The organism is Streptomyces sp. NBC_00259 (assembly GCF_036181745.1).
GTDB classification, from domain to species: Bacteria; Actinomycetota; Actinomycetes; order Streptomycetales; family Streptomycetaceae; genus Streptomyces; species Streptomyces pratisoli.
On sequence record NZ_CP108080.1, the window covers coordinates 6,276,368 to 6,302,606 of the forward strand.

Here is a 26,239-nt window from a genome sequence, read left to right on the forward strand (position 1 = left end):
CGGGGAGATCGGCCATGACCACTGACTCACCCATGCAGATCGGCATGGTCGGACTCGGCCGGATGGGCGCCAACCTGGTGCGCCGGCTGATGGCCGACGGCCACCGCTGCGTCGTCTACGACCTGGACTCCGAAGCCGTACGGGAGCTGGAGAAGGAGGGGGCGGCCGCGGCCAGCTCGCTCCACGACCTCGTCGACAAGCTGGAGCAGCCCAGGAACGTCTGGCTGATGCTGCCCGCCGGCGTGGTGCAGCCGACGCTCGAGCAGCTGGTGGCCCTGCTCGCCACCGACGACACCGTCATCGACGGCGGCAACTCCTACTACCGCGACGACATGGCCCGGGCCGCTCAGCTCGCCCCCAGCGGCATCCACTACGTCGACTGCGGGACCTCCGGCGGCGTCTGGGGCCTCGAACGCGGCTACTGCCTGATGATCGGCGGCGAGGACGCGGCGGTCGAACGGCTGGACCCGGTCTTCCGCACCATCGCCCCCGGCACCGGCGACGCGGAGCCGACACGCGGCAGGACCCGCACCGACGGGACCGCGCCCGAGGGCTATCTGCACTGCGGCCCGAGCGGCGCCGGCCACTTCGTCAAGATGGTCCACAACGGTGTCGAGTACGGGATGATGGCCGCCATCGCCGAGGGGCTCAGCATCATCAAGCACGCCGACGCGGGCCTGCGCTCACGCTCCGTCGACGCCGAGACGGCCCCGCTGCGCGAGCCGGAGGCGTACCGGTACGAGATCGACGTGGCCGAGGTCGCCGAGGTGTGGCGGCGCGGCTCGGTCGTCGGCTCCTGGCTCGTCGACCTCGTCGCCGACGCCCTCGCCCGCTCGCCCGGGCTCGACGCGTACACCGGCCGGGTCTCCGACTCCGGCGAGGGCCGCTGGACGGTCCTGGCGGCCGTCGACGAGAGCGTCCCTGCGCCCGTCATCAGCGCCGCGCTGACCCAGCGGTACGAGTCGCGCGGGCTGGGCGAGTTCACCGACAAGGTGCTGTCCGCGATGCGTGGCGAGTTCGGCGGCCACGCCGAGAAGACGGGGTGAACCGTGACCAGCCGTTCCCACAGCACGCACCACGGACCCGTCCCCGACGACCATGTCATCGTGCTCTTCGGCGCCACCGGCGACCTCGCCCGGCGCAAGCTCCTGCCGGGGCTGTTCCACCTGGCCAAGGCCGGGCTGCTGCCCGCCCGCTACCGGATCGTCGGTTCCGCGCCGCCCCAGTCGGCGCTCAGCGACGACGAGTTCCGCAAACGGGCCCGGGAGGCGGTCGCCGAGTTCGGCAGCTCCAAGCCCGAGGGCAAGGTGTGGCAGGAGTTCGAGGACGCGCTGTCCTTCGGCGCGGCCGACCCGGACGATCCCGCGCCGCTCCTCGCCGCCGTGGGCGAGGCCGAACGCGCCGTCGGCGGCAGCCCGCGCCGGCTGTTCCACCTCGCCGTGCCGCCGGCGGCGTTCGCCTCCGTCATCGAGACCCTCGGCGCCACCGGCCTCGCCGAGGACGCCCGTGTCATCGTGGAGAAGCCCTTCGGCACGGACCTCGCCTCGGCCCGGGCCCTCAACGCGACGATCCACGCCGTCTTCGACGAGTCCCAGGTCTTCCGCATCGACCACTTCCTCGGCAAGGAGTCGGTCGACAACATCCTCGCCCTGCGGTTCGCCAACGGCTTCTTCGAACCCGTCTGGAACCGCGACCACATCAGCCATGTCCAGATCGACGTGCCGGAGAAGATCGGCATCGAGGGCCGCGCCCAGTTCTTCGAAGGGACCGGGACCTTCCGCGACATGATCGTGACCCATCTCTTCCAGCTCCTCGGCTTCGTGGCGATGGAGCCCCCGACGGCGCTCTCGGCGAAGCCGCTGCGGGACGAGAAGGAGAAGGTCTTCCAGTCCATGCGGCCCCTGGACCCGGCGCACGTGGTCCGCGGCCAGTACGCGGGCTACCGCGAGGAGCCGGGCGTCGACCCCCACTCGGACACCGAGACGTTCGTCGCGCTGCGCGTCGAACTCGACAACTGGCGCTGGGCCGGGGTGCCCTTCTACCTCCGCTCGGGCAAGTCCCTCGCACAGGGCAGACACGTCGTGACCCTGGGCTTTCGCGAACCCGCCCTGCGGATGTTCCCGATGGCCGCGAGGGGCCACGGAGCCCGCAACAACGAGCTGGTGATCGACTTCGACGACCCCGGCCGGATCGCCACCCGGTTCCTCGTCAAGGCCCCCGGCCCCGCCATGCGCCTGTCCGAGGCCGACATGGTCTTCAGCTACGCGGAGTCCTTCAACTCGATCCACGCGCTGGAGGGCTACGAGCGCCTCATCCTCGACGCCATGCTGGGCGACCAGTCGCTGTTCACCCGCTCCGACGGGATCGAGCGGCTCTGGGAGGTGTCCACCCCGCTGCTGGACGACCCGCCGCCGGTCGAACCGTACGCCCCCGGATCCTGGGGCCCCGACCGCGTCAACCGGCTCATCTCGCCGTACCACTGGAGTCTGCCGGGCCGTCAATGACGTCCGTGACCGCCCCGGATCAGTAGCCTCGAGCGCATGCTGGGGCTTCCGGATCACGTCCGCACCTGCCTGTTCGACCTCGACGGCGTCCTCACGCGCACCGCCAAGGTGCACGCGGCCGCGTGGAAGGAGATGTTCGACGACTATCTGCGGCAACGGGCCGGGCGTGAGGGCGCGCCCTTCGTCCCGTTCGACGCCGTCCAGGACTACGACGAGTACGTGGACGGCCGGCCCCGTGAGGACGGGGTCCGCACCTTCCTCGCCTCGCGCGGCATCGAACTGCCCGAGGGCGGACCCGACGACCCGCCGGAGACGGAGACGGTCAACGGACTCGGCACCCGCAAGAACGACCTGGTGCTCCGCAGGATCCGCGAGGAGGGCGTGGAGGCGTACGAGGGCTCGGTGACCTTCGTCCGGGCCGCCAGGGACGCGGGGCTGCGGCGCGCCGTCGTCTCCTCCAGCGCCAACTGCCGGGACGTGCTGGTCGCCGCCGGCATCGAGGAACTCTTCGAGGAGCGCATCGACGGGGTCGTGGTCAGGGAACAGCGGCTGCGGGGCAAGCCCGCTCCGGACACCTATCTGGCCGCCGCCCGGTTGCTCGGCGCCGAACCGGGCGACGCGGCGGTGTTCGAGGACGCGCTCGCCGGAGTGGAGGCCGGAAGGGCCGGACGGTTCGGCCTCGTGGTGGGCGTCGACCGGACCGGGCAGGCGGCGGAGCTGCGGCGGCACGGCGCGGACGTCGTCGTGACCGACCTCGCCGAACTGATGGAGTCGCCATGATCACCCACTCCGGTTACGCGGTCGAACCGTGGTCCCTGCGCGAGACCGAGCTGAACCTCGACCTCCTCTCCCAGAGCGAGTCCGTGTTCGCCCTGTCCAACGGCCACATCGGCTGGCGCGGCAACCTCGACGAGGGCGAACCCCACGGACTGCCCGGGGCCTACCTCAACGGTGTCCACGAGCTGCACCCGCTGCCGTACGCCGAGGCGGGGTACGGCTACCCCGAGTCCGGCGAGACGCTGATCAACATCACCGACGGCAAGATCATCCGGCTGCTCGTCGACGACCACCCCTGCGACGTGCGCTACGGCGAACTCACCGCCCACGAGCGCGTACTGGACTTCCGCACCGGCGTCCTGCGCCGCACCGCCGACTGGACGTCCCCCGCCGGCCTCTCCGTACGCATCACCTCCGAGCGGCTGGTGTCGTTCACCCAGCGGGCGATCGCCGCGATCGCCTACGAGGTGGAGCCGCTCAACGGCAGCACCACCGTCGCCGTCCAGTCCGAGCTCGTCGCGAACGAGCAGATGCCCCACCTCACGGGCGACCCGCGCGTCGCGGCCGCGATCGACTGCCCGCTCATGCCGGAGGAGGACTTCGCCAAGGACACCCGGCTGCGTCTGGTGCACTGCACCCGGCACAGCGCCCAGCGGGTCGGGGCCGCGGCCGACCATCTGATCGACGGACCCGAGGGCACGACCTGGTCCGCCGAGAGCGAGCCGGACGTCAGCAGGCTCACGGTCACCTCGACCCTCGAACCCGGCCGGCGGCTTCGGCTGGTGAAGTTCGTCGGGTACGGGTGGTCCGTCGAGAGGTCGCTGTCCGCCGTGCGCGACCAGGTCGACGGCGCCGTCGCCGCCGCCCGCAGCACGGGCTGGGAGGCACTGCTCGCCGAACAGCGGGCCTACCTGGACAACTTCTGGTCCGGCGCGGACGTCGAGGTCGACGGCGACGCACAGATCCAGCAGGCCGTGCGCTTCGCCCTCTTCCATGTGCTGCAGGCGGCCGCCCGCAGCGAGGAACGGGCCATCCCCGCCAAGGGCCTGACCGGCACGGGCTACGACGGGCACTCGTTCTGGGACGTGGAGTCCTTCGTCCTGCCCCTGCTCACCTTCACGGCGCCGCAGGCCGTCGCCCCGGTGCTGCGGTGGCGGCACGCCACCCTGCCCGCGGCGCGCGACCGCGCCCACCAGCTCGGACTCGCCGGAGCGGCGTTCCCCTGGCGGACCATCAGCGGCGCCGAGTGCTCGGCCTACTGGCCGGCCGGCACGGCCGCCTTCCACATCAACGCCGACATCGCCTACGCCGTGGTGCGGTACGTGGCCGTCACCGGCGATGTGACCTTCGCACGCGGGCCCGGACTGGAACTGCTCGTGCACACCGCCCGGTTGTGGCACTCGCTCGGCCACCACGACCCCGAGGGCGTCTTCCACATCGACGGTGTCACCGGCCCCGACGAGTACAGCGCCATCGCCCGGGACAACCTGTACACCAACCTGATGGCGCGCCGGAACCTGACGGCCGCCGCGGAGCTGGCTTCACGCCACCCCGACCGGGCCGAGGAACTCGGCGTCGACGACGAGGAGACCGCCGCCTGGCGGGACGCCGCCGCCCGGATCGCGGTGCCGTACAACGCGGCACTCGGCGTGCACGAGCAGTCGGCCGGCTTCACCGGCTTCCAGCACTGGGACTTCGCCGCCACCTCGGCGGAGCAGTACCCGCTGCTGCTGCACTTCCCCTACTTCGACCTCTACCGCAAGCAGGTCGTCAAACAGGCCGACCTGGTCCTCGCCATGGTGACCTGCGGGGACGACTTCACGGCCGAGGAGAAGGCCCGCAACTTCGCCTACTACGAGGCGCTGACCGTACGGGACTCCTCGCTCTCGGCGTGCTGCCAGGCCGTCATGGCCGCGGAGACCGGGCATCTGCGCCTCGCCTACGCCTATCTGGGCGAGGCGGCCCTGATGGACCTGGAGAATTTGGAGCACAACACCCGCGACGGGCTGCACATCGCGTCCCTCGCCGGCACCTGGATGGCCCTGGTGCTCGGGCTCGGCGGCATGCGCCAGCACGAGAGCGAGGACGGCGGGATCGGCCCCCTCGGCTTCGCCCCCCGGATGCCGGAGCAGCTGTCCGGACTGAAGTTCACCGTGATGGTGCGGGGGCGCAGGCTGCGGGTGGACATCCGCCGCAGCACGGCCCGCTACGTCCTGGAGGAGGGCGAGCCGCTGCACCTCCTGCACCACGGCGAGCTGCTCACCGTCTCCGGTGACCGGCCGGTGGAGCGCCCCCTGCCCCCGGCGCGGGTCCTGCCCGAACCCCAGCAGCCGAAGGGCCGCCCCCCGGCCGACCGCTCACCCACCGGGGCCTTCGACGGCGACGAGGACTCCGACTGATCCTCACGCCCGGTCGCGGGGGGACTCCGACTGACCCTCACGCTGGTCGCGCGAGGACTCCCCGGTCCCGTCCGCTCGCTCCAGCAGGGCCACCGGGCGTGCGCCGAACAGCTCCGCCAGGGGCACGGACGCCCCGCCCCGGAACTCCCGGTCCGGGGACAGCAGATCCGTCCACCGGCCCTGCGGCAGCGGCAGCGCGGTGTCCCTCCAGCCGCCCGACTCCTCCAGCCGCAGCGAGAGCCGGGTCACCGCCGTGACCACCTCGCCCGAGCGGCAGAACGCCACACAGTGGCCGGCCGCCGGACCCCGCGCCGCCAGGGGCTCGTACGTGCCCGACTCGCCGAACGCCTCGGGACGCCGGCGGCGCAGCAGCAGCGCCGCCCGGGTGAGTTCCGTCTTCTCGTCGGCCCGCCGCACGCGGAACGGCTCCCGGTTGTCGGGGTCGACCAGCGCCAGGTACTCGTGCTCGGTGCCCTGGTACACGTCGGGAACCCCCGGCATGGTCAGCTGCACCAGGGCCGCGCCGAGCGTGTTGGCCCGGGTGTACGCCTCGACCTCCCGCGTGAACAGGGCCACCGTGTAGAGCGGGGGCCCGCAGGGTCCCGCGTCCACGAAGTCGCCGACCGCCTGCTCGTAGGAGGCGTCTGGCTCGGTCCAGCTCGTGTGCAGCCCGGCCTCCCGCACCGCCTTCAGCAGCGGCGGGCCGAGCCGCCCCGGGTGCGGGATCCCCAGGCCGAACGCCGTCTGCCAGGCCATCCAGGCGACGTGGCGGTCGGGCGCCGGCACCCCGGCGACGGATTCCAGCAGCCGCTCCCACCGCTCCGGGCACTCGGTGAGCACGGCGATCCTCGCCCGTACGTCGGCGCTGCGCTTGGTGTCGTGCGTGGACAGCACCGTGCCGGTGGACGGCCAGTCCCGCGCCAGCCGGCCGCAGTAGTCGTGGAACTCCTCGGGGCTCACCGCGGGCCTGCCGGGGTCGCCGCCCACCTCGTCGGCCGAGAGGAGCGGGACGTAGCGGTAGTACGCGGTGTCCTCCACCGACTTGGCCCGCAGCGCCGACGAGGTCTGCGCGAAGCGGGCGCGGAACGCCTCCTGGTCCGGGCCCTCGCCGAGCCGGCCGAGCGCCAGGTCCCGGATCACGTCGACCGCGTCCGCCTCGTCGGCCACCGCGAACGCCGCCTTCGCGCGCAGCGCCGCGTCGCTCGTCAGGACCGACTCGCCGCCGGTGCGGTAGGGCCGGTAGACGGGCACCCGCACCAGCAGTTCCCGGATCGCGGTGCGCAGCGCCCAGGGTGCGTGGTCGCGCAGCGCCGTGTCCGTGGCGCAGACCCGTTCGGCCAGCCGGGCCAGCGCCTCGGTCTCGGCGGCCAGCTCGTGCGTCACCACCTTGTACGCGGCGCGCCTCGCCGTGGCTCCCCAGTAGCCGCCGCGATCACCGGCGGGTGCGGCGAAGTCCCGGTAGCGCCGCAGCAGTTCCCCGGCGCCGTCGGGGTCGGTGAACAGCCCGTCGACGCGGTGCAGCGCGTCGTACCCGGTGGTGCCGTCGACCGGCCAGGCCGGCGGCAGCCGCTCGTCGCCGGTGAGGATCTTCTCCACGACGGTCCAGCAGCCGCCCGTCGCCTCGTTGAGCCGGCGCAGATACTCCTCCGGGTCGGCGAGTCCGTCCGGATGGTCGATGCGCAGCCCGTCGACGACCCCGTCCCGCACCAGCTCCAGGATCTTGGTGTGGGTGGCGGCGAAGACCTCGGGGTCCTCGACCCGTAGCCCGATCAGCTCGGAAACGGTGAAGAACCGGCGGTAGTTGAGCTCGGTGCGGGCCAGGCGCCACCAGCCGAGCCGGTACCACTGGGCGTCCAGCAGCTCCGGCAGCGCGAGCCGCTCCGTGCCCTCCCTCAGCGGGAACGTGTGGTCGCCGTAGTGCAGGACCTGCCCCTCCACCCGCAGTGAGCCGAGCTCCTGCCCGAGCCGTCCGCCCAGCACGGGCATCAGCACCCGCCCGCCGCCCGCGTCCCAGTCGATGTCGAACCACCGGGCGTACGGGGAGCCGGGGCCCTCGCGCAGGACCTCCCACAGCGCCCTGTTGTACCGCGGCACGGCGGCCATGTGGTTGGGCACGATGTCGAGCACCAGTCCGAGCCCGTGATCGCGTGCCGTACGGGCGAGCGAGCGCAGTCCCTCCTCGCCGCCGAGTTCCTCCCGGACCCGGGCGTGGTCGACGACGTCGTAGCCGTGCGGGGAGGCGGGCACGGCCTCCAGCACGGGCGACAGATGCAGATGCGAGACACCGAGGCCGGCGAGATACGGGACCGCCTCCTCGGCGGCCCGGAAGGGAAAGGCCGGCTGGAGCTGGAGCCGGTACGTGGCGGTGGGCGTCATGCGAACGTACGTACCCGCATCGCGGCGTTCTGTGTCATCGTGCGCCGCAACCGGCGGGGCGGGCCGGACGACGTTCACCTGATACGACGAACGCCGCCCGCCCGACTCCCTCCACGGCCGGCCGTCGCGACCTGCCCGTTTCCGGCCGGTGCTTCCCGGCAGGTCCGGTGCCTACGCCGGCCGCCGCAGCACCGTCAGACTCCGGCTGATCATCCGGACCCGCTCGCCCGCGGCCACTTTCGGACCCTGGCCCGGAGGGACGCCCTCCGGGCGGGCGGTGTCCACCACGACCTGCCAGGTCCGTCCGTGGTTCACCGGAACCGCGAAATCCAGATCCTCGGCGCTCGCGTTGAACATCAGCAGGAACGAGTCGTCCGAGATCCGCTCTCCGCGCGGCCCCGGCTCCGAGATCGCGTGACCGTTGAGGAACACCGTCAGCGCCTTGGCATGGGCGGCCTGCCAGTCCCGCGAGGTCATCTCCCCGCCCTCCGGGGTGAACCAGGCGATGTCGGACAGCTCGTCGTGCGTGCCCTCCACCGGCCGGCCGTGGAAGAAGCGCCGCCGCCGGAACACCTGGTGGTCGCGGCGCAGCCAGACCATCGCCCGGGTGAAGGCGAGGAGCGTGCCCTCCTGGTCGGCGGTCGACTCCGGCCAGTGCACCCAGGACAGCTCGTTGTCCTGGCAGTAGGCGTTGTTGTTGCCGGACTGCGTACGGGCGAACTCGTCGCCGTGGCTGAGCATCGGCACGCCCTGGGACAGCATGAGCGTCGCGATGAAGTTGCGCATCTGCCGGTTGCGCAGCTCCCGTACCTCGCCGTCCTCGGTCTCGCCCTCCGCCCCGCAGTTCCAGGACCGGTTGTGGCTCTCCCCGTCCCTGTTGCCCTCCCCGTTGGCCTCGTTGTGCTTCTCGTTGTACGCGACCAGGTCGTGCAGGGTGAAGCCGTCGTGGCAGGTGACGAAGTTGACCGAGGCGAGCGGACGCCGTCCGTCGTCCTGGTACAGATCGGAGGAGCCGGTCAGCCGGGACGCGAACTCGGCGAGCGTGCGCGGCTCCCCGCGCCACAAGTCCCGTACGGTGTCGCGGTACTTGCCGTTCCACTCGGTCCACAGGGGCGGGAACTTCCCCACCTGGTAGCCGCCCTCGCCGACGTCCCACGGCTCGGCGATCAGCTTCACCTGGCTGACCACCGGATCCTGCTGGACCAGGTCGAAGAACGAGGAGAGCCGGTCGACCTCGTGGAACTGCCGCGCCAGGGTCGCCGCGAGGTCGAAGCGGAAGCCGTCGACGTGCATCTCGGTCACCCAGTAGCGCAGCGAGTCCATGATCAGCTGGAGCACGTGCGGCGAGCGCATCAGCATCGAGTTGCCGGTGCCGGTGGTGTCCGTGTGGTAGCGGCGGTCCTCCGACAGCCGGTAGTAGGAGGCGTTGTCGATGCCGCGGAACGACAGCGTCGGGCCGAGATGATTGCCCTCGGCCGTGTGGTTGTAGACCACGTCGAGGATGACCTCGATACCCGCCTGGTGCAGCGCGCGGACCGCGGACTTGAACTCCAGGACCTGCTGTCCGCGGTCGCCCCACGACGCGTAACGGTTGTGCGGTGCGAAGAACCCGATCGTGTTGTAGCCCCAGTAGTTGTTGAGCCCTGAATCGACCAGCCGGTGATCGTTCACGAACTGGTGCACCGGCATCAATTCCAGCGCCGTGATGCCCAGTTCCGTCAGATGCGAGATCACCTCGGGGTGCGCGAGCCCCGCGTACGTCCCGCGCAGCTCCTCCGGCAGCGCGGGATGCATCATCGTCAGGCCCTTCACATGGGCCTCGTAGAGGATCGTGCGGTGGTAGTCGGTCCGCGGCGGACGGTCGTCTCCCCAGTCGAAGTAGGGATTGACGACGACCGACGTCATCGTGTGCGGAGCGGAGTCGAGATCGTTGCGCGAGTCCGGTCTGCCGAAGTGGTAGCCGTAGACCGCCTCGCCCCAGTCGATACGGCCGCTCATCGCCCGCGCGTACGGGTCGAGGAGCAGCTTCGCCGAGTTGCACCGCTGCCCGCGCTCCGGCGCGTAGGGGCCGTGCACCCGGAATCCGTACCGCTGTCCGGGCATGACACCCGGCAGATAGGCATGGCGGACGAACGCGTCGGTCTCGCGCAGCTCGACCGCCGTCTCGGAGCCGTCGTCGTGCAGCAGACACAGCTCGATTCGGTGCGCGGCCTCGGAGTAGACCGCGAAATTGGTGCCGGCGCCGTCGTACGTGGCACCGAGTGGATACGCCTGTCCCGGCCAGACCTGCATAGATAAGACTCTTCCACTTCTGATCCGGGTGCTGGGGACCTCTTCGGCCGAATCCTCCCCGAAAGTAGGGCAACCTCCTAGGACTTACCACCGTCCTACCGGGTGACCACGGGTAAGAGGGGGGAAATGTGCGCACTCTGATGCGCCGCCACCTGGGGAAACTGGTGGCGGGCACGGCCATTGCGGTGACGGGGACGGCGTTGATGGCGGGAATCACCCTGCCGGGCACGGCGGGAGCCGAGGACGGACCCGGCGGCCCGGCCGCCGCCGCCCGTGAGCGGGGACCGGGGGATCCCGGCGTCTCCGCGCCCGAACCCGGCGTCATGGAGGCGCCCGCCGAGGAGGGCAAGAAGGGAATCGGGCGCGACCCGCTCACCGACGACGAACGGAAACGGGCCGAACGGCTGGCGACGGCGCCGGCCGCGCGCAGCGGCGAGAACGTGGACGGCGGCCGGGGCCCGCAGCTCCTCACCACCGACCTGGCCGAACCGCTGCCGTCCGAGGCGGGCCTCGCCGCGCCGCGCCGCGCCGTCGTGTCGTCCTACGACTACCGGACCGACCAGCTCGTCACGGCCACCGTCGACGTCGGCAGCGGAAAGGTGGAGAGCCGCGAGGCACAGCAGGGGGTGCAGCCCTCCCCGCACCGCGAGGAGCTGCGCGAAGCCGTCGAGCTGATCCTGGCGAGCCCGCTCGGCGCCGGACTCAGGGCCGACTACCGGGACGCCACCGGCCGGGCACTCACCTCGGCCGGACCGCTCACCCTGAGCGGCTTCGTCTACCGCAAGGAACGCGAGGCGCGCACTCCCGCGGAGCTCGCCTCCTGCGGGGTGCACCGCTGTGTCCGCGTCATCACCAAGATCACCAATGGGCCGTGGATCGACACCAGGGACCTGGCCGTCGACCTCAGCGCCCGCACCGTCGTCCGCACGCCTTCCGCCTGAGGGGATCTCCGTCCCATGGACAAGAGCAGACTTCCGCGTGCCCTCACCCCGGCCGTCCCGGCTGTCCCGGCTGTCCCGGCTGTCCCGGCTGTCCCGGCCGTCCCGGCCGTCCCGGCCGTCCCGGCCGTCCCGGCCGGTCCCGTACGCGCCGCACGGGCGGTCCGCGGGCCCGCCCCGGTGCTGGCCGCCGCCGTCCTGCTGGGCGGCGCGCTGACCGCCGCGGGCCCCACCGCTCAGGCCGCCGCGCCCCAGGCCCCCACCGCGGCCCCGGCCCCGGCCCCGGGCTGCAGCGCGCCGTACCGCATCAGCCAGAAGCTGGCCGGCGGCACGACCTGGCGCATGTGCTGGCACTACGACTCCTCCGCCGGGCTCGTCCTGGACAACGTCACCTACCAGCCCAAGGGCGAACCCCGGCCGATCCAGGTGCTGGCCAGTGCCAAGCTCGCGCAGGTGCATGTGCCCTACGACAACGGCCAGGCCGAGTACGACGACCTCACCGGCTTCGGCTTCGGCTACGGCCTGCGGGACCTCAAGCCCACCGAGTGCCCCGGCGGCACCGTCAAGACGGTGAAGGTCCCCGACGCGGGCCGGGTCAAGGGCCTGTGCACGACCACCCGCTCACGCGGCCACGCCTACCGGATGGCGAGCGACGACGGCGCCGACGTCTGGCAGGAGCAGGGCACGGACCTGCTCCTCTACACCGTCAACAAGGTCTCCTGGTACGAGTACATCACCGAGTGGCGCTTCTCCTCCGACGGCACGATATCGGCGAACGTCGGCGCCACCGGCAGTCTCTCCCCGGGCGACTACGACGCCGGTGACGGCCGCGGCTGGCCCATCGGAAAGGGCGCCAAGGACTACGCCGCCAGCCACAGCCACAACGTCTTCTGGCGGCTGAACTTCGGCCTCGACGGCGGCGTCAGGGACCGGATCGAGCAGTACGACTCCGAGGTCACCCCGCCCCCGGCCAACGGCAGCCCGACGACGAGGACCACCCGTACGCCCGTCACCAAGGAACTCGCCGGGGACGCGAGGACCATGCGGTGGTGGCGCGTCGTCAGCGCGACGGGAAAGAACAAGGACGGACACCCGCGCAGTTACGAGATCGTCCCCGGGCCGTCCGCCCCGCACGCGGGCCGGCCGTTCACCAAGCACGACATCTACGTCACCCAGAACCGGGCCTGCGAGCAGTTCGCCAGCAACAACATCCTCAACTGCGGACGGAACGCTCCCGACAGCGTCGACGAGTGGGTCAACGGAGAGACGCTGAGCCACCCGGTCGTGTGGGTGAACATCGGGTTCCACCACATCGCCCGGGACGAGGACCAGCAGCCGATGCCGGTCCACTGGCAGGGCTTCCAGCTCGCGCCGAGGGACGTAACCGCTATGAATCCTCTCACTCCGGCCGATCTCGTCGGCCAGAACGGTGCGCCTCCACAGGGGAGTTGAGCGAGGACCTGTGGATCCGGCTGCATCGCCTCCCGCTCCCGGAGTACCCTTCCTTGATCGTTGAAGACGGGTGCGCGGGAGCAGAAGGCGGTGCGCGGGTGAGCTCGGGAGGGATGGAGCTACCCCCAGGTGACACGGGTCACGAGGGGGACTCCGCCGACGTCCCGCCCGGCGCGGTCTCACTCGCCCGCCCGGTGGAGATCGGCGCGGAGCTGGACTGGAGCGCCGACGCCTGGAGCGAGGTGCGTACGCGCGCCCAGCGAGCCGGGCGGGCGTACATCTGGCTGAATCTGGTCGAACAGCGGCTGCGGGCCGTCGTGGCCGCCGTGCTGCGGCCCATCTACGAACCCGTGCACGGCGAGGAGTGGGTCGTCGCCGCCGCCGGCCCGGCCGGCCAGGAGTGGGTGCAGCGGGCCGTCGCCGTACGGGAGGTCAGCCGCCGCAAGGGGTACCTCCTCGACCCGGCCGACGACAACGTGCTCAGCTTCCTCACGCTCCCGCAGCTGCGGGAGCTGATGGTCCAGCACTGGCCCTGCTTCGAGCCGTACTTCGACGACCGGCGCGATGTGGAGCTGGCGCTGGACGAGCTGGAGGTCGCGCGGAACGTCGTCTCCCGCAACCGGGCGCTGAACGAGGCGGTGCTCGCCCAGGCCGAACGGGCCTCGGCCCGGCTGCTGGAGATCCTCGGCAGCGGCGCCGGGGTGCCCTCGGCGGACCGGCTGCCGGTCGACGCGGTCGAGGACCTGGTGGGGGACCGGTACGCGGACGTGGTCTCCATCCACTCCGACCGGGTACGGCTGCAGCGGCAACTGCCCGCCGAGGACCTCTTCGGGGGCTCCCGACGCCTCGACGCCATCGGCATAGGCCTGAACCTGCTGGTGCAGAACTTCTCCGGACGACGGCTGGTCCGGCTGGCCGAGTCCGGCTGCCGGGTGCGGCTGCTCTTCCTCAACCCGGCGAGCAGCGCGGTCAAACGGCGCGAGCGGGAACTCGGCCTGAAGAAGGGCGAGCTGAGCCGCTCGGTGGAGATGAACATCCTCCATATGCGGCGGGTGCGGTCCAAGCTCCGTGACCCCGGCGCCTTCGAGATCCACGTCTTCGACGAGACGCCCCGGTTCACGGCCTACCTGGTGGACGGGGACGGGCCGGACGGGCTGGCCGTCGTGCAGTCGTATCTGCGGCGGGCACGCGGCATGGAGGCGCCGGTGCTGGTCCTGCGCGGCGCCGGGCGCTCGGTGGTGAGGTCAGGTCAGGACGGCGAGCACGGGCTGTTCCAGACGTACCGCGAGGAGTTCGACTCGGTATGGGCCGACTCACGGCCGGTGTCCTGACTGTCAGAGGCGCGTGCGAGAGTTTCCGTCAGCACCACTGAACAAGGGGGGACGACGACGATGACCTGGCACCGTGAGCCGCTGGCCGGCTTCGACCTGGAGACCACGGGGACGGATCCGCTCCAGGCGCGGATCGTGACGGCGGCGGTCGTCACGGTGGCCGGCGACGGGACCGTGGACCGGCGCACCTGGCTGGCGGACCCGGGCGTCCGCATCCCGGCGCAGGCCTCCGCGATCCACGGCATCAGCAGTGAACGGGCGGCGGCGGAGGGCCGTCCGGCCAGGGACGTGGTCGCCGAGATCGCCGAAACGCTGGTCGGGCACTGGGCTCGCGGGGTGCCGGTCGTGGCGTACAACGCGGCCTTCGACCTCACCCTGCTCGCCGCGGAGCTCCAACGGCACGGGCTGGCCCCGCTCGTGGACCTCGGCCCCGTCATCGACCCCTACACCATCGACCGCGCGGTCGACCGCTACCGGCGCGGCAAGCGCACCCTGGAGGCGGTCTGCGGGGAGTACGGCGTGGTCCTCGACGACGCGCACGAGGCCTCGGCCGACGCACTGGCCGCGGTCCGCGTCGCCCGCGCGATAGCCGCCCGCCACACCACGGTCGCGGGCCTCACCCCGGCCGAGCTCCACTCCCGCCAGGTCCGGTGGTATGCCGAATGGGCGGCGGACTTCCAGGCGTTCCTGCGCCGCAAGGGCGAGACGGACGCGACCGTCGACGGGACCTGGCCCCTGCGCGAGCCGGTGGCCGTCTCCGGCTGACGAGCACCGCCGCGGGGGCCGTGCCCCGCGGGCCGTCTCTCGTCGCTCGTCCCTTGCCGCTCGTCCCTTGCCGCTCGTCCCTCGTTCTGCGTCCTTCGTTCCGCGTTCCTCGTTCTGCGTTCCTCGTGCGTCAGAACGGGTACCAGCGCACCTCCGCGTCCCCCTCCCGCAGGGACGTCACCCGCCGCCGGAACTCCTCGCGTGCCCGCGGGTTCACCGGCGCGTGCTGCGCCACCCACGCACAGCTCGCCGTCTCACGCGCGCCCCGCAGCACCCCGCACCCCTCCCACCGGCGCACATCCCACCCGTACGCCTCCGTGAACGCCTCGTACGCCGCCGCGTCCAGCCCGTACCGGTCGCGGGCCAGCGCCAGGACCACCAGGTCGTGCTCGCGCAGGTCCGAGGAGAACGTCTCCAGGTCCACCAGGACCGGCCCGTCCGGCCCGACATGGACATTGCGCGGCAGCGCGTCGCCGTGGACCGGACCCGGCGGAAGATGCGGCGTCAGCGCGGCGGCCGCCGCGGCGAAACCGTCCCGCCGCTCCCGCAGATACGCCGCGTCCGCCGGGTCGATCGCGTTTCCCGCCAGCCGCAGCCACCGCTCGACACCTCCGAGCAGTTCCCGCGGCGGCAGGGCGAACGGGGCCGCCGGCAGCGCGTGCACCTGCCGCAGCAGCGGCGCCAGGTCCCGTGGCTCGGCGGCCCGCACCGCCTCCGGCAGCCGGTGCCACACCGTCACCGGATGCCCCTGAACCAGTCGCGCCGCGGGCTCCGCGGCCCGCACCGCGGGGACGCCCGCCGCCTCCAGCCACCCGGCCACGGCCAGTTCGCGTTCCGCGCGCGCGAGCAGCTCGGCGTCGCGCCCGACCTTCACGACGAGCTCGCCGGCGCCGAAGACCGCGTTCTCCCCGAGGGCCAGCAGCGTCGCGTCGTGCGACAGCCCCGCCGCGTCCAGTACCACCCGCGCCCGTGTCTCGTCCATACCGCGGATTCTCGCATCCTCGCAGGTGGGGTTGACGAACCGATGGACCGTCAGCACGATGACGGAGGCCGGTCCGGCGTCGCGAAGGGGTCGAATCCGTGGCATTGGCGGCGACCGCGACGGCGCGGTCAGACACAGCGAGGGACCACCGCTACCGCAGGGACCACGGGGCCTGGTTCCTCGTGCTCCCCGCCCTCGTACCGATCCTCGTCCTCAGCGTCGGCCCCCTGCTCTACGGCATCGCGCTCTCCCTCACCGACGCCCAGTCCGGCCGTACCCAGGCCACCACCTGGACCGGGACGCTCAACTTCCGGGACCTGCTGCACGACACGCTGTTCTGGGACTCGTTCAGGATCGGCCTCGTCTGGGCGTTCGGCGTCACCGTGCCGCAGTTCGTGCTGGCCCTCGGACTCGCCCTGCTCCTCAACCAGAACCTCCGGTTGCGCTGGCTCGCCCGGGCCCTCGCGATCATCCCCTGGGCCATGCCGGAGGTCGTCGTCGGCATCATGTGGCGCCTCGTCTACCACCCCGACGCGGGCGTCCTCAACGAGACCATCCGCGATCTCGGCCTGGGCGACGGCCGCGACTGGCTCACCGGACTGGCCACCGCGCTGCCCGCCGTGATCGTCGTCGGCGTCTGGTCCGGCATGCCCCAGACCACCGTGGCGCTCCTCGCCGGCCTCCAGAACACCCCCCAGGAGCTCCATGAGGCCGCGGCGCTCGACGGCGCGGGTGCCTGGCGCCGGTTCCGTACCGTCACCTGGCCCGCGCTGCGGCCCGTCGCGCTCGCGATCACGGCCCTGCAGTTCATCTGGAACTTCAACTCCTTCGCCCTGGTCTATGTCCTCACCAGCGGCGGTCCCGGCGGCCGCACCCGCCTTCCCATGCTGTTCGCCTACGAAGAGGCCTTCCGCTACGGCCAGTTCGGCTATGCCGCGGCGATGGGCTGCGTCATGGTGGCGGTGATCTCCGTGATGCTCGCGCTGTATCTGGTGGGCCGGCTGAGGGGTGGTGAGCCGCGATGACCATGCGCACCGGCAGGGCCGGACGGGCCGGCCAGTACCTGGCGCTCCTCGCGTATCTCGTCTTCCTCGCGTTCCCGTTCCTCTGGCTGGTCTCCACGGCCTTCAAGCCACCCGGGGAACTCGCCTCGCTCCACCCCACCTGGATCCCGCGGAACCCGACCCTCGAGAACTTCCGGCAGGCCTTCGGCGAACAGCCACTGCTGCGGGCCGCCGCCAACAGTCTGGTCATCGCCCTGGCCGCGGCGCTCGTGGCGGTGGTCGTCGCGACCCCGATGGCCTATGTGACGGCCCGCCACCGCACCCGGCTTTCGAAGGCCGTCACCGGCTGGGTCGTGGTCAGCCAGGCGTTCCCGTTCGTCCTGCTGATCATTCCGCTGTTCCTGATCCTGAAGAACCTCCAGCTGGTCAACACCCTGACCGGCCTGGTGCTGGTGTACGTGGTGTGGTCGCTTCCGTTCGCGCTCTGGATGCTCACCGGCTACGTCCGGGCCGTGCCCGCCGAACTGGAGGAGGCCGCGGCCGTGGACGGCGCGGGCAGGGCCCGCATCCTCGTCTCGGTCACCGCGCCGCTGCTGGCGCCCGGCATCGCGGCCACCGCGATGTTCGCGTTCATCACGGCGTGGAACGAGTTCTTCTTCGCGCTCGTCCTGCTGAAGACCCCCGAGAAGCAGACGCTGCCGGTCGTCCTCACCCACTTCCTCGGCGCCGAGGGCGTCGCCGATCTCGGGCCGCTCGCCGCGGCCGCGTTCCTCGCGACGATCCCCTCGCTCGTGATCTTCGCGATCATCCAGAAACGGATCACCGGCGGAATGCTGGCGGGGGCGGTGAAGCACTGATGAGACCACGCGTACCGGCACTGGCCGCGGCGGCCATGGCGTTCGTCCTGCTGCTGGCCGGCTGCTCCGGCGAGGACTCCTCACGGACCGACGGGAAGATCACCCTCCGCTTCCAGTCGCTGGCCTGGCAGGAGGAATCCGTCGCCGCCAACAAGGAACTCGTGAAGGAGTGGAACGCCACCCACCCCCGGGTGCGGGTCGAGTACGTCCAGGGCAGCTGGGACAGCGTCCACGACCAGCTGCTCACCTCCTTCGAGGGCGGTGAGGCGCCCGACATCATCCATGACGCCTCCGACGACCTCGCCGACTTCGCCTACGGCGGCTATCTCGCCGATCTGCGCGGGCTGCTGCCCGCCCGGCTCACCGCCGACATCCCGCGGCAGAGCTGGGAGACGACGACCTTCGGCGACGGCGTCCACGGGGTCCCGTTCCTCCAGGAACCCCGTGTCCTCATCGCCAACAAGAAGATCCTCGACGCCTCCGGTGCCCGGATCCCGACGCCGCGGGAGCCGTGGAGCTGGGAGGAGTTCCGCGGCGTCGCCAAGAAGCTGACGGCGCATCTGGGCGAAGGGAGGTACGGCGTGGCCTGGCCGCTGAAGGATCCGGTCTCGGCCACGCTGAACCTCGGGCTCTCTGCGGGCGGGCGGATGTTCCAGCGGGGCGCGGACGACAAGGTGCGCATCGAGTTCACCGATGCCGACGCGGTCGTCCCCGGGACCGTCCACGACCAGGTCACGGTGGACGGCAGCGCGTCGCCGACCGCGCTCGGCGGGGGCGGCTCCGACGCCCTGCCCGGCTTCTTCGCGGGCAAGTACGCGATGGTCCCGCTGGGCTTCTCGTACCGGCAGCAGATCGCGCAGCAGGCGCCCGAGGGCTTCGAGTGGACCGTGCTGCCCGCGCCCGCCGGCCGGGCGGGGCTCGCACAGGGCGTCAGCCCGCAGACCCTGTCGGTCGCCGAGGACAGCCCGTACAAGAAGGAGGCGGTCGCCTTCATCGACTTCCTGCTGCGGCCGGCGAACATGGTGCGGCTCGCGAAGGGCGACTGGATGCTGCCGACGGGCCGGCAGGCGCTCGCCGATCCGTCGCTGAGGACCGCCGAGAACGGCTGGGCGACCGGCGCGGCGCTCGCGCGGCATCTGAGGTCGGCGCCCGCGCAGTCGGTGCGGGGCTATCCGGAGTGGAAGGACAAGGTGGCGACGCCCGCGCTCCAGGAGTACTACTCCGGCGGCATCGACCGCGCGGAGCTGAGGAAACGCCTGGTCAAGGACGGGAATCTGGTCCTCGCCCGCTATCAGCGGCAGTAGGCGGCAGAGGGAGGTCATACGGCCGGGCCACATGGCCGGATCATTACGTTGCACGAGACGTATCGTCTCGTTTAGTCTGGGGCGCATGACCGAATCCCAGCGTGCCCATGTCGCCATGTTCTCCATCGCCGCCCACGGGCACGTGAACCCGAGCCTCGAAGTGATCCGGGAACTCGTGGCCCGCGGGCACCGTGTCAGCTACGCGATTCCCCCGGCCTTCGCCGAGAAGGTCGCCGCCACCGGCGCCGAACCGGTGCTCTACACCTCCACGCTCCCGACCGACGACGAGCCGGAGGCGTGGGGCACGGAGCTGATCGACAACATCGAACCGTTCCTGCGCGACGCGATCCAGGCGCTGCCGCAACTGGCCGAGGCGTTCGCCGGGGACGAGCCCGACCTCGTCCTGCACGACATCACCTCCTACCCGGCGCGCGTGCTCGCCCACCGCTGGGGCGTGCCCGCCGTGTCCCTCTCGCCGAACCTCGTCGCCTGGGAGGGCTACGAGGAGGAGGTCGGCGAGCCGATGACGGCCGGGCTCAAGGAGAGCGAGCGCGGCCGCGCGTACTACGCCCGCTTCGAGGCATGGCTCGCCGAGAACGGCATCGACACCCACCCCGACCCGTTCGTCGGCCGCCCGCGGCGCTCCCTCGTCCTGATCCCGAGGGCGCTGCAGCCGAACGCCGACCGGGTCGACGAGTCGGTCCACACCTTCGTCGGCGCCTGCCAGGGGGAGCGCGGCGAGCAGGGGCAGTGGCGGCGGCCGGCCGGCGCGGAGAAGGTGCTGCTGGTCTCCCTGGGCTCGACCTTCACCAAACAGCCCGCCTTCTACCGGGAATGTGTGAAGGCTTTCGGTGATCTGCCCGGATGGCATGTGGTGCTGCAGATCGGCGCGTTCGTGGACGCCGCCGAGCTGGGGCCGCTCCCCGCGAACGTCGAGGCCCACAGCTGGGTGCCGCAGCTGGCGATCCTGAAGCAGGCGGACGCCTTCATCACCCATGCCGGGGCGGGCGGCAGCCAGGAGGGCCTCGCCACGGCGACGCCCATGGTCGCGGTCCCGCAGGCCGTCGACCAGTTCGGCAACGCCGACATGCTCGCGTCGCTCGGCGTGGCCCGTCATGTCCCCATGGAGGAGGCCACCGCGGACACCCTGCGCGAGGCGGTCCTCGCCCTGGCCGGTGACCCGGAGGTGGCCCGCAGGCTCAACGACGTCAGGCTCTCGATGGCGGGCGAGGGCGGGACGACGCGCGCCGCCGACCTGATCGAGGCGGAACTCCTTTAGTTCAGAACCCTTCCGGCGCTGGTCACGGATCGGGCCCGATCCGGCCGATCCGTGAGCCCCTGCCGGGTTGTTCGCGCTGCCCGGACGGTGTTTACCGGTGTTTCCCGGTGACCGCGGGGCGCGGAATTGACCCGGTACCGCGGTGGGGCCGACGGCGTTTACCCGCATTCCCGGCGGTCACACGGCGCGGACATCGTGGGCACATTATCTCGACGGAATTTCCCTGTGTGTAAGGAAAGTTCGACCAGGAGTCCGACTTGTGGAGGCCTGGCCGATTTCGTATGACAAACTCTTGTTGATCAAGTCACAGCTGGATGAAGGTCTTGATCTGGGCGCGTCAATCGGTCAGGGTTTCGAGTCAGCCGCCGGAGATTTTCCTTCCGGCGGCCATTCCCCCCACAAATTGATGACGAGGAGTCCCCTCTTCATGGCAACTCACAAGCGCCCGACCAGGATCAAGCTGACCGCGGCGATAACCGCCGTGGCCGCCGCCGCCGGAGTGACCGTCCTCGGAACCTCCTTCGCCGGGGCCGCGACGGCTCCCGCCGAGGGCACGATCTACGGAGCGAACGCCGAAGGCGCCGTCGCCGGAAGCTACATCGTCCTGCTGGACGAGAAGGCCGACAACAAGTCGCTGGCGAAGGAGTACGGCGGCACGCTGCAGCGCAACTACACCTCCGCCGTCAACGGCTTCTCCGCCAGCGGGCTTTCGGAGACCGAGGCCAAGCGCCTCGCCGCCGACCCGGCCGTCGACAAGGTCGTCCAGAACAAGAAGTTCACCATCAACGCCACCCAGGACAACCCGCCGTCCTGGGGCCTGGACCGCATCGACCAGGCGGACACCGCGGGGGACAGCAAGTACACCTACCCCGACGGCGCCGGCGAGGGCGTCACGGCGTACGTCATCGACACCGGAGTCCGCGTCACGCACAAGGACTTCGAGGGCCGCGCCAGCCACGGCTTCGACGCGATCGACAACGACGAGACCGCCGACGACGGCAACGGCCACGGCACCCATGTGGCGGGCACCATCGCCGGCGCCTCCCACGGAGTCGCCAAGAAGGCCAAGATCGTCGCCGTGCGCGTGCTCGACGACAGCGGCTCGGGCACCACCGAGCAGGTCGTCGCCGGTATCGACTGGGTCACCAAGAACCACCAGGGCCCGTCCGTCGCCAACATGAGCCTCGGCGGCGGCGCCGACCCGGCGCTCGACGAGGCCGTGCAGAAGGCCATCGCCTCCGGCGTGACCTTCGGCGTGGCCGCGGGCAACGAGTCCAGCGACGCCGGCCAGGGCTCCCCGTCCCGCGTCAAGGAGGCCATCACCGTCGCCTCCTCGACCAAGGACGACCAGCAGTCCGACTTCTCCAACTTCGGCTCGGTCGTGGACATCTACGCCCCGGGCTCGGACATCACCTCGGCCTGGAACGACAGCGACGAGGGCACCAAGACCATCTCCGGTACGTCGATGGCGACCCCGCACGTCGTCGGCGCCGCCGCGGTCTACCTCGCGGCCCACCAGGACGCCACGCCCGATCAGGTCGCCAAGGCCCTGACGGACGGCGCCACGCCCGACAAGATCGCCAACCCGAGCGAGGGCACGCCCAACAAGCTGCTGAAGGTCGTCGAGTAGTCAACGACGGACGGCAACATGCGACGGCCGCCGCGCCCTCCCCCACGGGGCGCGGCGGCCGTCCTATGGTGTGACCATGGCGAAGACGCAGGCATATGCGGCGCTGCTGCGCGGGATCAACATCGGCGGCCACCGCAGGGTCCCCATGGCGGATCTGGGCACGCTGCTGACCGGACTCGGCCACGGCGACGTCCGTACCTATCTGCAGAGCGGCAACGCCGTCTTCACCAGTGCCTCCGGCGACGCAGACGACACGCTCGCCCGGGGCATCGAGAAGGCCGTCGAGGCACATTTCGGCTTCACCGTCGACTGCCTGGTCCGTGCCGCGCCCTATCTCGCCTCCGTCGTCGCGGACTGCCCCTTCCCCGCGGCCGAACTGGAGGGCAGGCAACTGCACGTCACCTACTTCTCGGAGCACATCGACCCGCAGCGGTTCGACTCCGTCGACGCGCCGGCGTTCCTGCCGGAGGAGTTCCGGCTCGGCGAGCGCGCGCTGTATCTGTACGCGCCCCACGGACTCGGCCGGTCCAAGCTCGCCGAAACGCTCTCCCGGCCCCGCATGACCAAAGGGGTCATCGCCACGACCCGTAACTGGAACACCGTCGTCAAGCTGGCCGAGATGACCGGAGGAAGCGCGTGAGCCCCGAGGAGGTCGCCGACGCCGCCGCGGTGGACGCCGCCATCGAGGGCGAGCTGCGCCTCCTCGACCCCGCCGTCCGGGCCGAGCCCGACGTCCTCGCCGGGCTGCTGCACCCGGAGTTCCTGGAGTTCGGCGTGTCCGGCCGCCGCTGGGACCGTGACGCGATCGTCGCGGCGCTGGCCGAGGAGGGCTCCCGGGCCCTCGACCCGATCACCGCGTCCGGGATGAAGGGCACCCGGCTCGCCCCCGACGTCGTGCACCTGACGTTCGTCACCGAGCTGGCCGGCCGCCGGGCCCACCGCAGTTCACTGTGGCGGCGCACCGACGGCGGCTGGCGGCTGTACTTCCACCAGGGCACGCCGTTCAGTGCCGACGCGAGCTCCGGCGCCAGCTGAAGCCACCGGGCAGGCGCACCGAAGCGCTGCTGCGGCCGTCGCTGCTCCGGGTGACCCGGGCCCGGCGCGTGCCGAGACTCAGGGACCAGCCGTGCGTGCCGATGTGCAGATGCATCAGCCTCGGGATGATCGTGATCCGCTTGTGGTAATAAAGCGACATGTCGGCCTCCTCGTAGCCATCGTGCGCGCCCGAGGCGGCGCGGCTGTCACGGCAACGCCACGGTCGTGTCACCGCTCCTCCGGACGGGCCAACGCGCCCGCACCCCTCGCTGTCGGTGCCGCGCCCTATCGTCGGTTCCATGTACGACGACGGGGACGGACCGCCACGGGCAGCCGGCGCGGACGACGCGAGGACCCGGGCCGCCGAGGTGCGGGTCGCGTTCGAGGGCCTGCTGCAGATCCGCCGGCTGACGCACACCGGCGCCGGCGACCCGGTGGCGAGTCCGGCACCCTGGGAACTCGGCCGGCCGGTCCGGGCCGTCGCCCTCGCGCTGGAGGCCGCCGGGATCACCCCGTCCGCGGTCGACACCGCCACCGGGCAGCGGGTGGCGACGGGTTACCGCGTCCGCGCGGCGGAGGCGGAGCCGGGGACCGTCACCGTCGAATGGCTCGGCCCGCCCGGCAGCGGAGCCGCCGGCCAGGAGGAGAGCGCGCTCACCGACTGCGCACGCGTGCTGGACCGCCTCGGCTGGGACGCGCTGATCTACCGGGGCCGGGCCCGCCGCCGCTTCCTGGAGGTCCGCCCACCGCACACCGGGCCCTGAACCGGACCGGCCCCTGTCGCCCGCTCAGCCCGCCGCGGCGAGACCCGGCACGAGGGCCGACGCCTCCTCGTACCGCTCCAGCAGCAGCCGTGCCAGCTCCGGCGACGGGCCGAGGACACCGGCCAGGACATCGGCGCCCGCCGCGCCCGCACCGGCGGCGATACGGTCCGGGAGCCGGCCGGGGGCGATCACGTACGGCGCCACCGCCACCCGCGCGACGCCCTCGGCGCGCAGCGCCCGTACCGCGTCCTCGGGGCGGGGCGGGCTCGCGGCGGTCACAGCGGAGGCGAACGCAGGTCGCACGGCGCACCAACCGGTGTGCCGCAGCTCCCGCCCCATATCAGCGATCACTGCGATCGCCTCCGGGTCGGAGGAGCCCGCCGAGGCCAGGACCACCCCGGTCGAGCGCTTGTCGGCCGGGGTGAGCCCTGCCTCGTACAGCCGGCGCTCCACCGCGTCCAGGAGCAGCGGGGACGGGCCGAGGACGTCGGCCTGGGTGATCCGCAGCCGCGGGTGGCGGGCCCTCGCCTCGTTCAGCACGGACGGGATGTCGGCCTTCGCGTGGAAGGCCCGCGTCAGCAGCAGCGGGAGCGCCACCACCTCCCGCACGCCGTCGTTCGCCATCCGCTCCAGTACCTGAGGCACGGACGGCGCGTTGAAGTCGAGGAACGCCGTCGACACCCGCAGCTCCGGCACCCCCCTGGACCCCTGCGGACCCGGGGGGACCCCCTGCGACCGCAGACGCCGCACCAGGGCGTGCACCGTCGCGGCGTGCCGCGGGTCGCGGCTGCCGTGGGCGATGACGAGGAGAGCGGGGCCGTGCATCAGTGGATCCTCAGCTCTTGACCAGCAGACCGCGGCCGCGCAGCACCCGGCGCTCCAGCGGGCTGAAGACGATCAGGTCGATGGCGATACCGACGATCAGGATGAGGATGATCGCGAGGAACACTCCGGGCATGTCGATGTTGTTGCGGCCGTTCTCCAGCAACTGGCCGAGCCCCAGGCCCAGTTCGGGCGAGGACGCGATGATCTCCGCCGCCATCAGCGAGCGCCACGAGAAGGCCCAGCCCTGCTTCAGACCGGCCAGATAGCCCGGCAGCGCGGCCGGCATGACGATGTGCCAGGTGCCCTTCAGGCCGGTGGCGCCCATGGTCCGCCCGGCACGCAGGAACAGCGGCGGCACCTGGTCGACACCCGAGACGAGCCCGTTGGCGATCGACGGCACCGCGCCGAGCAGGATGACCGCGTACATCATCGAGTCGTTCAGACCCAGCCAGATGACGGCCGGCGGCACCCACGCCACCGACGGCAGCGACTGCAGACCGGACAGGATCGGTCCGATCGCGGCGCGGACGAACTTCACCCGGGCCACCAGCAGACCCAGCGGCGTACCGATGGCCAGGGCCAGCAGGAACCCGAACAGGCCCCGCGACACGCTGGTCCAGACGACCTCCAGCAGGGTGCCCTGCAGCCACATGTCGGTCAGGCCCGTCCACACCGAGGACGGCGACGGCAGCTTGTCCTCGGTCGTCACCTTCGCGGAGACGAGGACCTGCCAGACGACCAGCACCAGGCCGATCGCCACGACCGGCGGCAGGACCTTCCTGACGAGGACCTCGCGCACCGGCGTACGGCGTATCTCGACGGCGTCGAGCGCGTCCAGGCCGGCCTCGAGACCGGCCAGGTCGTCCGCCTTCGCCGGCGTCTTCCCCGCGGCGTCGTCACGGACTTCAGTGCTGGCCATGGCGGCGGATCTCCCCACGCAGTTGTTCGGTGATCTCGATGGACAGCTCCGCGACGGCGGCGTCCTCGATACGGCGCGGCTGCGGGATGTCCACCGTCCACTCGTGGGCCACCCGGCCCGGGCGGGAGGACAGCAGCACCACGCGCTGCGCCAGCCGCACGGCCTCGCGAACGTTGTGCGTCACGAAGAGGACCGACACACCGGCCTCCTCCCAGATCCGCGTCAGCTCGCCGTGCAGCACGTCACGGGTGATGGCGTCGAGCGCCGCGAACGGCTCGTCCATCAGGAGCAGGTCGCTGTCCTGCGCCAGCGCACGGGCCAGCGCCACCCGCTGACGCATACCGCCGGACAGCTCGTGGACGCGCTTGCCGTACGCGCCGCTCAGCCGGACCAGCTCCAGCAGCCGCTCGGCCTCCCCGCGGCGCTCGGACTTGGGCACGCCGCGCAGCCGCAGCGCCAGCTCGATGTTCTTGCCCGCGGTGAGCCACGGGAACAGCGCGTGCTCCTGGAACATCAGGGCGGGCCGCCCGCCGGGTGTGGCGATGGATCCGGCGGTCGGCAGGTCCAGCCCGGCGACCAGGTTGAGCAGGGTGGACTTGCCGCACCCCGAGGCTCCCAGGATGGTGACGAACTCGCCGGGCGCGACATCGAGACTGATGTCGTCCAGGACGAGCTGCGTTCCGGCGGGACCGGAGAAGGACTTCGAGACGTGCTCGATCCGGGCGGCGTGCTGCACCGCCGTGGTGCCCACGTCAGCCTTGGCGAGTGTGGTGGCCATGGTCGTCACCTCCTGGGAACTGTGGCGA

23 protein-coding genes are annotated in these 26,239 nt (G+C 71.7%); 16 read left to right on the forward strand and 7 right to left on the reverse strand.

What is annotated here, in order from left to right; all coding sequences use genetic code 11:
• The first annotated feature begins 14 nt into the window (after positions 1–14).
• The 4 genes from gnd to OG766_RS28225 are packed head-to-tail and all read left to right on the forward strand — an operon-like array spanning position 15 to position 5,680.
• Positions 15–1,046, forward strand: a complete 1,032-nt coding sequence (gene gnd / locus OG766_RS28210) for a phosphogluconate dehydrogenase (NAD(+)-dependent, decarboxylating) (protein WP_443045547.1) — start codon at positions 15–17, stop codon at positions 1,044–1,046.
• Between the two features lie 3 nt (positions 1,047–1,049).
• Positions 1,050–2,504 (forward strand): glucose-6-phosphate dehydrogenase, encoded by a 1,455-nt coding sequence (zwf, locus tag OG766_RS28215; protein ID WP_266387606.1) that lies wholly within the window; start codon positions 1,050–1,052, stop codon positions 2,502–2,504.
• A 36-nt stretch (positions 2,505–2,540) separates the two neighbouring features.
• On the forward strand, positions 2,541–3,284 hold the full coding sequence (locus OG766_RS28220) for an HAD family hydrolase (RefSeq protein WP_328726495.1): 744 nt from the start codon (positions 2,541–2,543) through the stop codon (positions 3,282–3,284).
• On the forward strand, positions 3,281–5,680 hold the full coding sequence (locus tag OG766_RS28225) for a glycoside hydrolase family 65 protein (protein WP_328726496.1): 2,400 nt from the start codon (positions 3,281–3,283) through the stop codon (positions 5,678–5,680). The genes OG766_RS28220 and OG766_RS28225 overlap by 4 nt, the downstream gene beginning before the upstream one ends.
• A 3-nt stretch (positions 5,681–5,683) precedes the next feature.
• Here OG766_RS28225 and treY read toward each other — a convergent pair whose 3' ends face one another.
• Both treY and glgX read right to left on the reverse strand, forming a co-directional pair.
• Complete coding sequence (treY, locus tag OG766_RS28230) at positions 5,684–8,056, reverse strand: malto-oligosyltrehalose synthase (RefSeq protein ID WP_328726497.1); 2,373 nt, start codon at positions 8,054–8,056, stop codon at positions 5,684–5,686.
• Positions 8,057–8,227: 171 nt separating this feature from the next.
• Positions 8,228–10,348 (reverse strand): glycogen debranching protein GlgX, encoded by a 2,121-nt coding sequence (gene glgX, locus OG766_RS28235; protein WP_266387593.1) that lies wholly within the window; start codon positions 10,346–10,348, stop codon positions 8,228–8,230.
• A gap of 128 nt (positions 10,349–10,476) precedes the next feature.
• Between glgX and OG766_RS28240 the strand changes: the two genes are divergently transcribed.
• The 4 genes from OG766_RS28240 to OG766_RS28255 all read left to right on the forward strand — a co-directional run bounded on the left by OG766_RS28240 (position 10,477) and on the right by OG766_RS28255 (position 14,834).
• Complete coding sequence (locus tag OG766_RS28240) at positions 10,477–11,289, forward strand: Tat pathway signal sequence domain protein (protein WP_328726498.1); 813 nt, start codon at positions 10,477–10,479, stop codon at positions 11,287–11,289.
• Between the two features lie 15 nt (positions 11,290–11,304).
• A complete protein-coding gene (locus OG766_RS28245; protein WP_328726499.1) occupies positions 11,305–12,738 on the forward strand; it encodes a copper amine oxidase in 1,434 nt (477 codons plus the stop codon).
• A 98-nt stretch (positions 12,739–12,836) separates the two neighbouring features.
• Positions 12,837–14,069, forward strand: coding sequence for an SAV2148 family HEPN domain-containing protein (locus OG766_RS28250; RefSeq protein ID WP_266387583.1), 1,233 nt, complete (start codon positions 12,837–12,839; stop codon positions 14,067–14,069).
• 60 nt (positions 14,070–14,129) lie between these two features.
• Positions 14,130–14,834 (forward strand): 3'-5' exonuclease, encoded by a 705-nt coding sequence (locus OG766_RS28255; protein WP_266387580.1) that lies wholly within the window; start codon positions 14,130–14,132, stop codon positions 14,832–14,834.
• Positions 14,835–14,964: 130 nt separating this feature from the next.
• Here OG766_RS28255 and OG766_RS28260 read toward each other — a convergent pair whose 3' ends face one another.
• Positions 14,965–15,816, reverse strand: coding sequence for a phosphotransferase enzyme family protein (locus OG766_RS28260; RefSeq protein ID WP_266387577.1), 852 nt, complete (start codon positions 15,814–15,816; stop codon positions 14,965–14,967).
• 104 nt (positions 15,817–15,920) lie between these two features.
• Between OG766_RS28260 and OG766_RS28265 the strand changes: the two genes are divergently transcribed.
• The 7 genes from OG766_RS28265 (at position 15,921) to OG766_RS28295 (ending at position 22,925) form a co-directional block, all read left to right on the forward strand.
• Positions 15,921–16,841 carry a carbohydrate ABC transporter permease gene (locus tag OG766_RS28265; RefSeq protein ID WP_266388790.1) on the forward strand — a complete coding sequence of 307 codons (921 nt, stop codon included), beginning with the start codon at positions 15,921–15,923 and terminating at the stop codon, positions 16,839–16,841.
• 2 nt (positions 16,842–16,843) lie between these two features.
• The gene (locus tag OG766_RS28270) at positions 16,844–17,677 is read left to right on the forward strand and encodes a carbohydrate ABC transporter permease (protein ID WP_266388788.1); all 834 of its coding nucleotides are present in this window, start codon (positions 16,844–16,846) and stop codon (positions 17,675–17,677) included.
• Positions 17,677–18,981, forward strand: a complete 1,305-nt coding sequence (locus tag OG766_RS28275; RefSeq protein ID WP_328726500.1) for an ABC transporter substrate-binding protein — start codon at positions 17,677–17,679, stop codon at positions 18,979–18,981. Before OG766_RS28270 ends, OG766_RS28275 begins: the two co-directional genes overlap by 1 nt.
• 85 nt (positions 18,982–19,066) lie before the next feature.
• Positions 19,067–20,260: a macrolide-inactivating glycosyltransferase gene (gene mgt, locus OG766_RS28280; RefSeq protein WP_328726501.1), complete on the forward strand. Its 1,194-nt coding sequence runs from the start codon at positions 19,067–19,069 to the stop codon at positions 20,258–20,260.
• Between the two features lie 427 nt (positions 20,261–20,687).
• Complete coding sequence (locus tag OG766_RS28285) at positions 20,688–21,890, forward strand: S8 family peptidase (protein ID WP_266387569.1); 1,203 nt, start codon at positions 20,688–20,690, stop codon at positions 21,888–21,890.
• Between the two features lie 76 nt (positions 21,891–21,966).
• Positions 21,967–22,530 carry a DUF1697 domain-containing protein gene (locus OG766_RS28290; protein WP_266387567.1) on the forward strand — a complete coding sequence of 188 codons (564 nt, stop codon included), beginning with the start codon at positions 21,967–21,969 and terminating at the stop codon, positions 22,528–22,530.
• Positions 22,527–22,925, forward strand: coding sequence for a nuclear transport factor 2 family protein (locus OG766_RS28295; protein WP_328726502.1), 399 nt, complete (start codon positions 22,527–22,529; stop codon positions 22,923–22,925). The genes OG766_RS28290 and OG766_RS28295 overlap by 4 nt, the downstream gene beginning before the upstream one ends.
• Here the strand turns inward: OG766_RS28295 and OG766_RS28300 are convergent.
• Complete coding sequence (locus OG766_RS28300) at positions 22,894–23,085, reverse strand: DUF4236 domain-containing protein (protein ID WP_266387563.1); 192 nt, start codon at positions 23,083–23,085, stop codon at positions 22,894–22,896. The genes OG766_RS28295 and OG766_RS28300 overlap by 32 nt on opposite strands.
• A 139-nt stretch (positions 23,086–23,224) precedes the next feature.
• On the opposite strand from OG766_RS28300, the gene OG766_RS28305 reads away from it, so the two are divergent.
• Positions 23,225–23,689, forward strand: coding sequence for a hypothetical protein (locus OG766_RS28305; RefSeq protein WP_266387560.1), 465 nt, complete (start codon positions 23,225–23,227; stop codon positions 23,687–23,689).
• A 24-nt stretch (positions 23,690–23,713) separates the two neighbouring features.
• On the opposite strand, the gene OG766_RS28310 is transcribed toward OG766_RS28305, so the two are convergent.
• Genes OG766_RS28310 through OG766_RS28320 form a run of 3 tightly spaced genes read right to left on the reverse strand, consistent with a single transcriptional unit; the run spans position 23,714 to position 26,211 of the window.
• A complete protein-coding gene (locus OG766_RS28310) occupies positions 23,714–24,514 on the reverse strand; it encodes a sirohydrochlorin chelatase (RefSeq protein WP_266387557.1) in 801 nt (266 codons plus the stop codon).
• Positions 24,515–24,524: 10 nt separating this feature from the next.
• Positions 24,525–25,433: an ABC transporter permease gene (locus tag OG766_RS28315; RefSeq protein ID WP_266387554.1), complete on the reverse strand. Its 909-nt coding sequence runs from the start codon at positions 25,431–25,433 to the stop codon at positions 24,525–24,527.
• Positions 25,420–26,211, reverse strand: a complete 792-nt coding sequence (locus OG766_RS28320; protein ID WP_266387551.1) for an ABC transporter ATP-binding protein — start codon at positions 26,209–26,211, stop codon at positions 25,420–25,422. Before OG766_RS28320 ends, OG766_RS28315 begins: the two co-directional genes overlap by 14 nt.
• Positions 26,212–26,239: the final 28 nt, after the last annotated feature.

Excerpts from the sequence above, each read along its gene's own strand:
- gnd (WP_443045547.1), top strand. The coding sequence starts at position 15 with ATGACCACTGACTCACCCATGCAGATCGGCATGGTCGGACTCGGCCGG.
- OG766_RS28220 (WP_328726495.1), top strand. The coding sequence starts at position 2,541 with ATGCTGGGGCTTCCGGATCACGTCCGCACCTGCCTGTTCGACCTCGAC.
- OG766_RS28225 (WP_328726496.1), top strand. The coding sequence starts at position 3,281 with ATGATCACCCACTCCGGTTACGCGGTCGAACCGTGGTCCCTGCGCGAG.
- treY (WP_328726497.1), bottom strand. The coding sequence starts at position 8,056 with ATGACGCCCACCGCCACGTACCGGCTCCAGCTCCAGCCGGCCTTTCCC.
- glgX (WP_266387593.1), bottom strand. The coding sequence starts at position 10,348 with ATGCAGGTCTGGCCGGGACAGGCGTATCCACTCGGTGCCACGTACGAC.
- OG766_RS28245 (WP_328726499.1), top strand. The coding sequence starts at position 11,305 with ATGGACAAGAGCAGACTTCCGCGTGCCCTCACCCCGGCCGTCCCGGCT.
- OG766_RS28255 (WP_266387580.1), top strand. The coding sequence starts at position 14,130 with ATGACCTGGCACCGTGAGCCGCTGGCCGGCTTCGACCTGGAGACCACG.
- OG766_RS28260 (WP_266387577.1), bottom strand. The coding sequence starts at position 15,816 with ATGGACGAGACACGGGCGCGGGTGGTACTGGACGCGGCGGGGCTGTCG.
- OG766_RS28270 (WP_266388788.1), top strand. The coding sequence starts at position 16,844 with ATGCGCACCGGCAGGGCCGGACGGGCCGGCCAGTACCTGGCGCTCCTC.
- OG766_RS28275 (WP_328726500.1), top strand. The coding sequence starts at position 17,677 with ATGAGACCACGCGTACCGGCACTGGCCGCGGCGGCCATGGCGTTCGTC.
- mgt (WP_328726501.1), top strand. The coding sequence starts at position 19,067 with ATGACCGAATCCCAGCGTGCCCATGTCGCCATGTTCTCCATCGCCGCC.
- OG766_RS28285 (WP_266387569.1), top strand. The coding sequence starts at position 20,688 with ATGGCAACTCACAAGCGCCCGACCAGGATCAAGCTGACCGCGGCGATA.
- OG766_RS28290 (WP_266387567.1), top strand. The coding sequence starts at position 21,967 with ATGGCGAAGACGCAGGCATATGCGGCGCTGCTGCGCGGGATCAACATC.
- OG766_RS28300 (WP_266387563.1), bottom strand. The coding sequence starts at position 23,085 with ATGTCGCTTTATTACCACAAGCGGATCACGATCATCCCGAGGCTGATG.
- OG766_RS28305 (WP_266387560.1), top strand. The coding sequence starts at position 23,225 with ATGTACGACGACGGGGACGGACCGCCACGGGCAGCCGGCGCGGACGAC.
- OG766_RS28310 (WP_266387557.1), bottom strand. The coding sequence starts at position 24,514 with ATGCACGGCCCCGCTCTCCTCGTCATCGCCCACGGCAGCCGCGACCCG.
- OG766_RS28315 (WP_266387554.1), bottom strand. The coding sequence starts at position 25,433 with ATGGCCAGCACTGAAGTCCGTGACGACGCCGCGGGGAAGACGCCGGCG.
- OG766_RS28320 (WP_266387551.1), bottom strand. The coding sequence starts at position 26,211 with ATGGCCACCACACTCGCCAAGGCTGACGTGGGCACCACGGCGGTGCAG.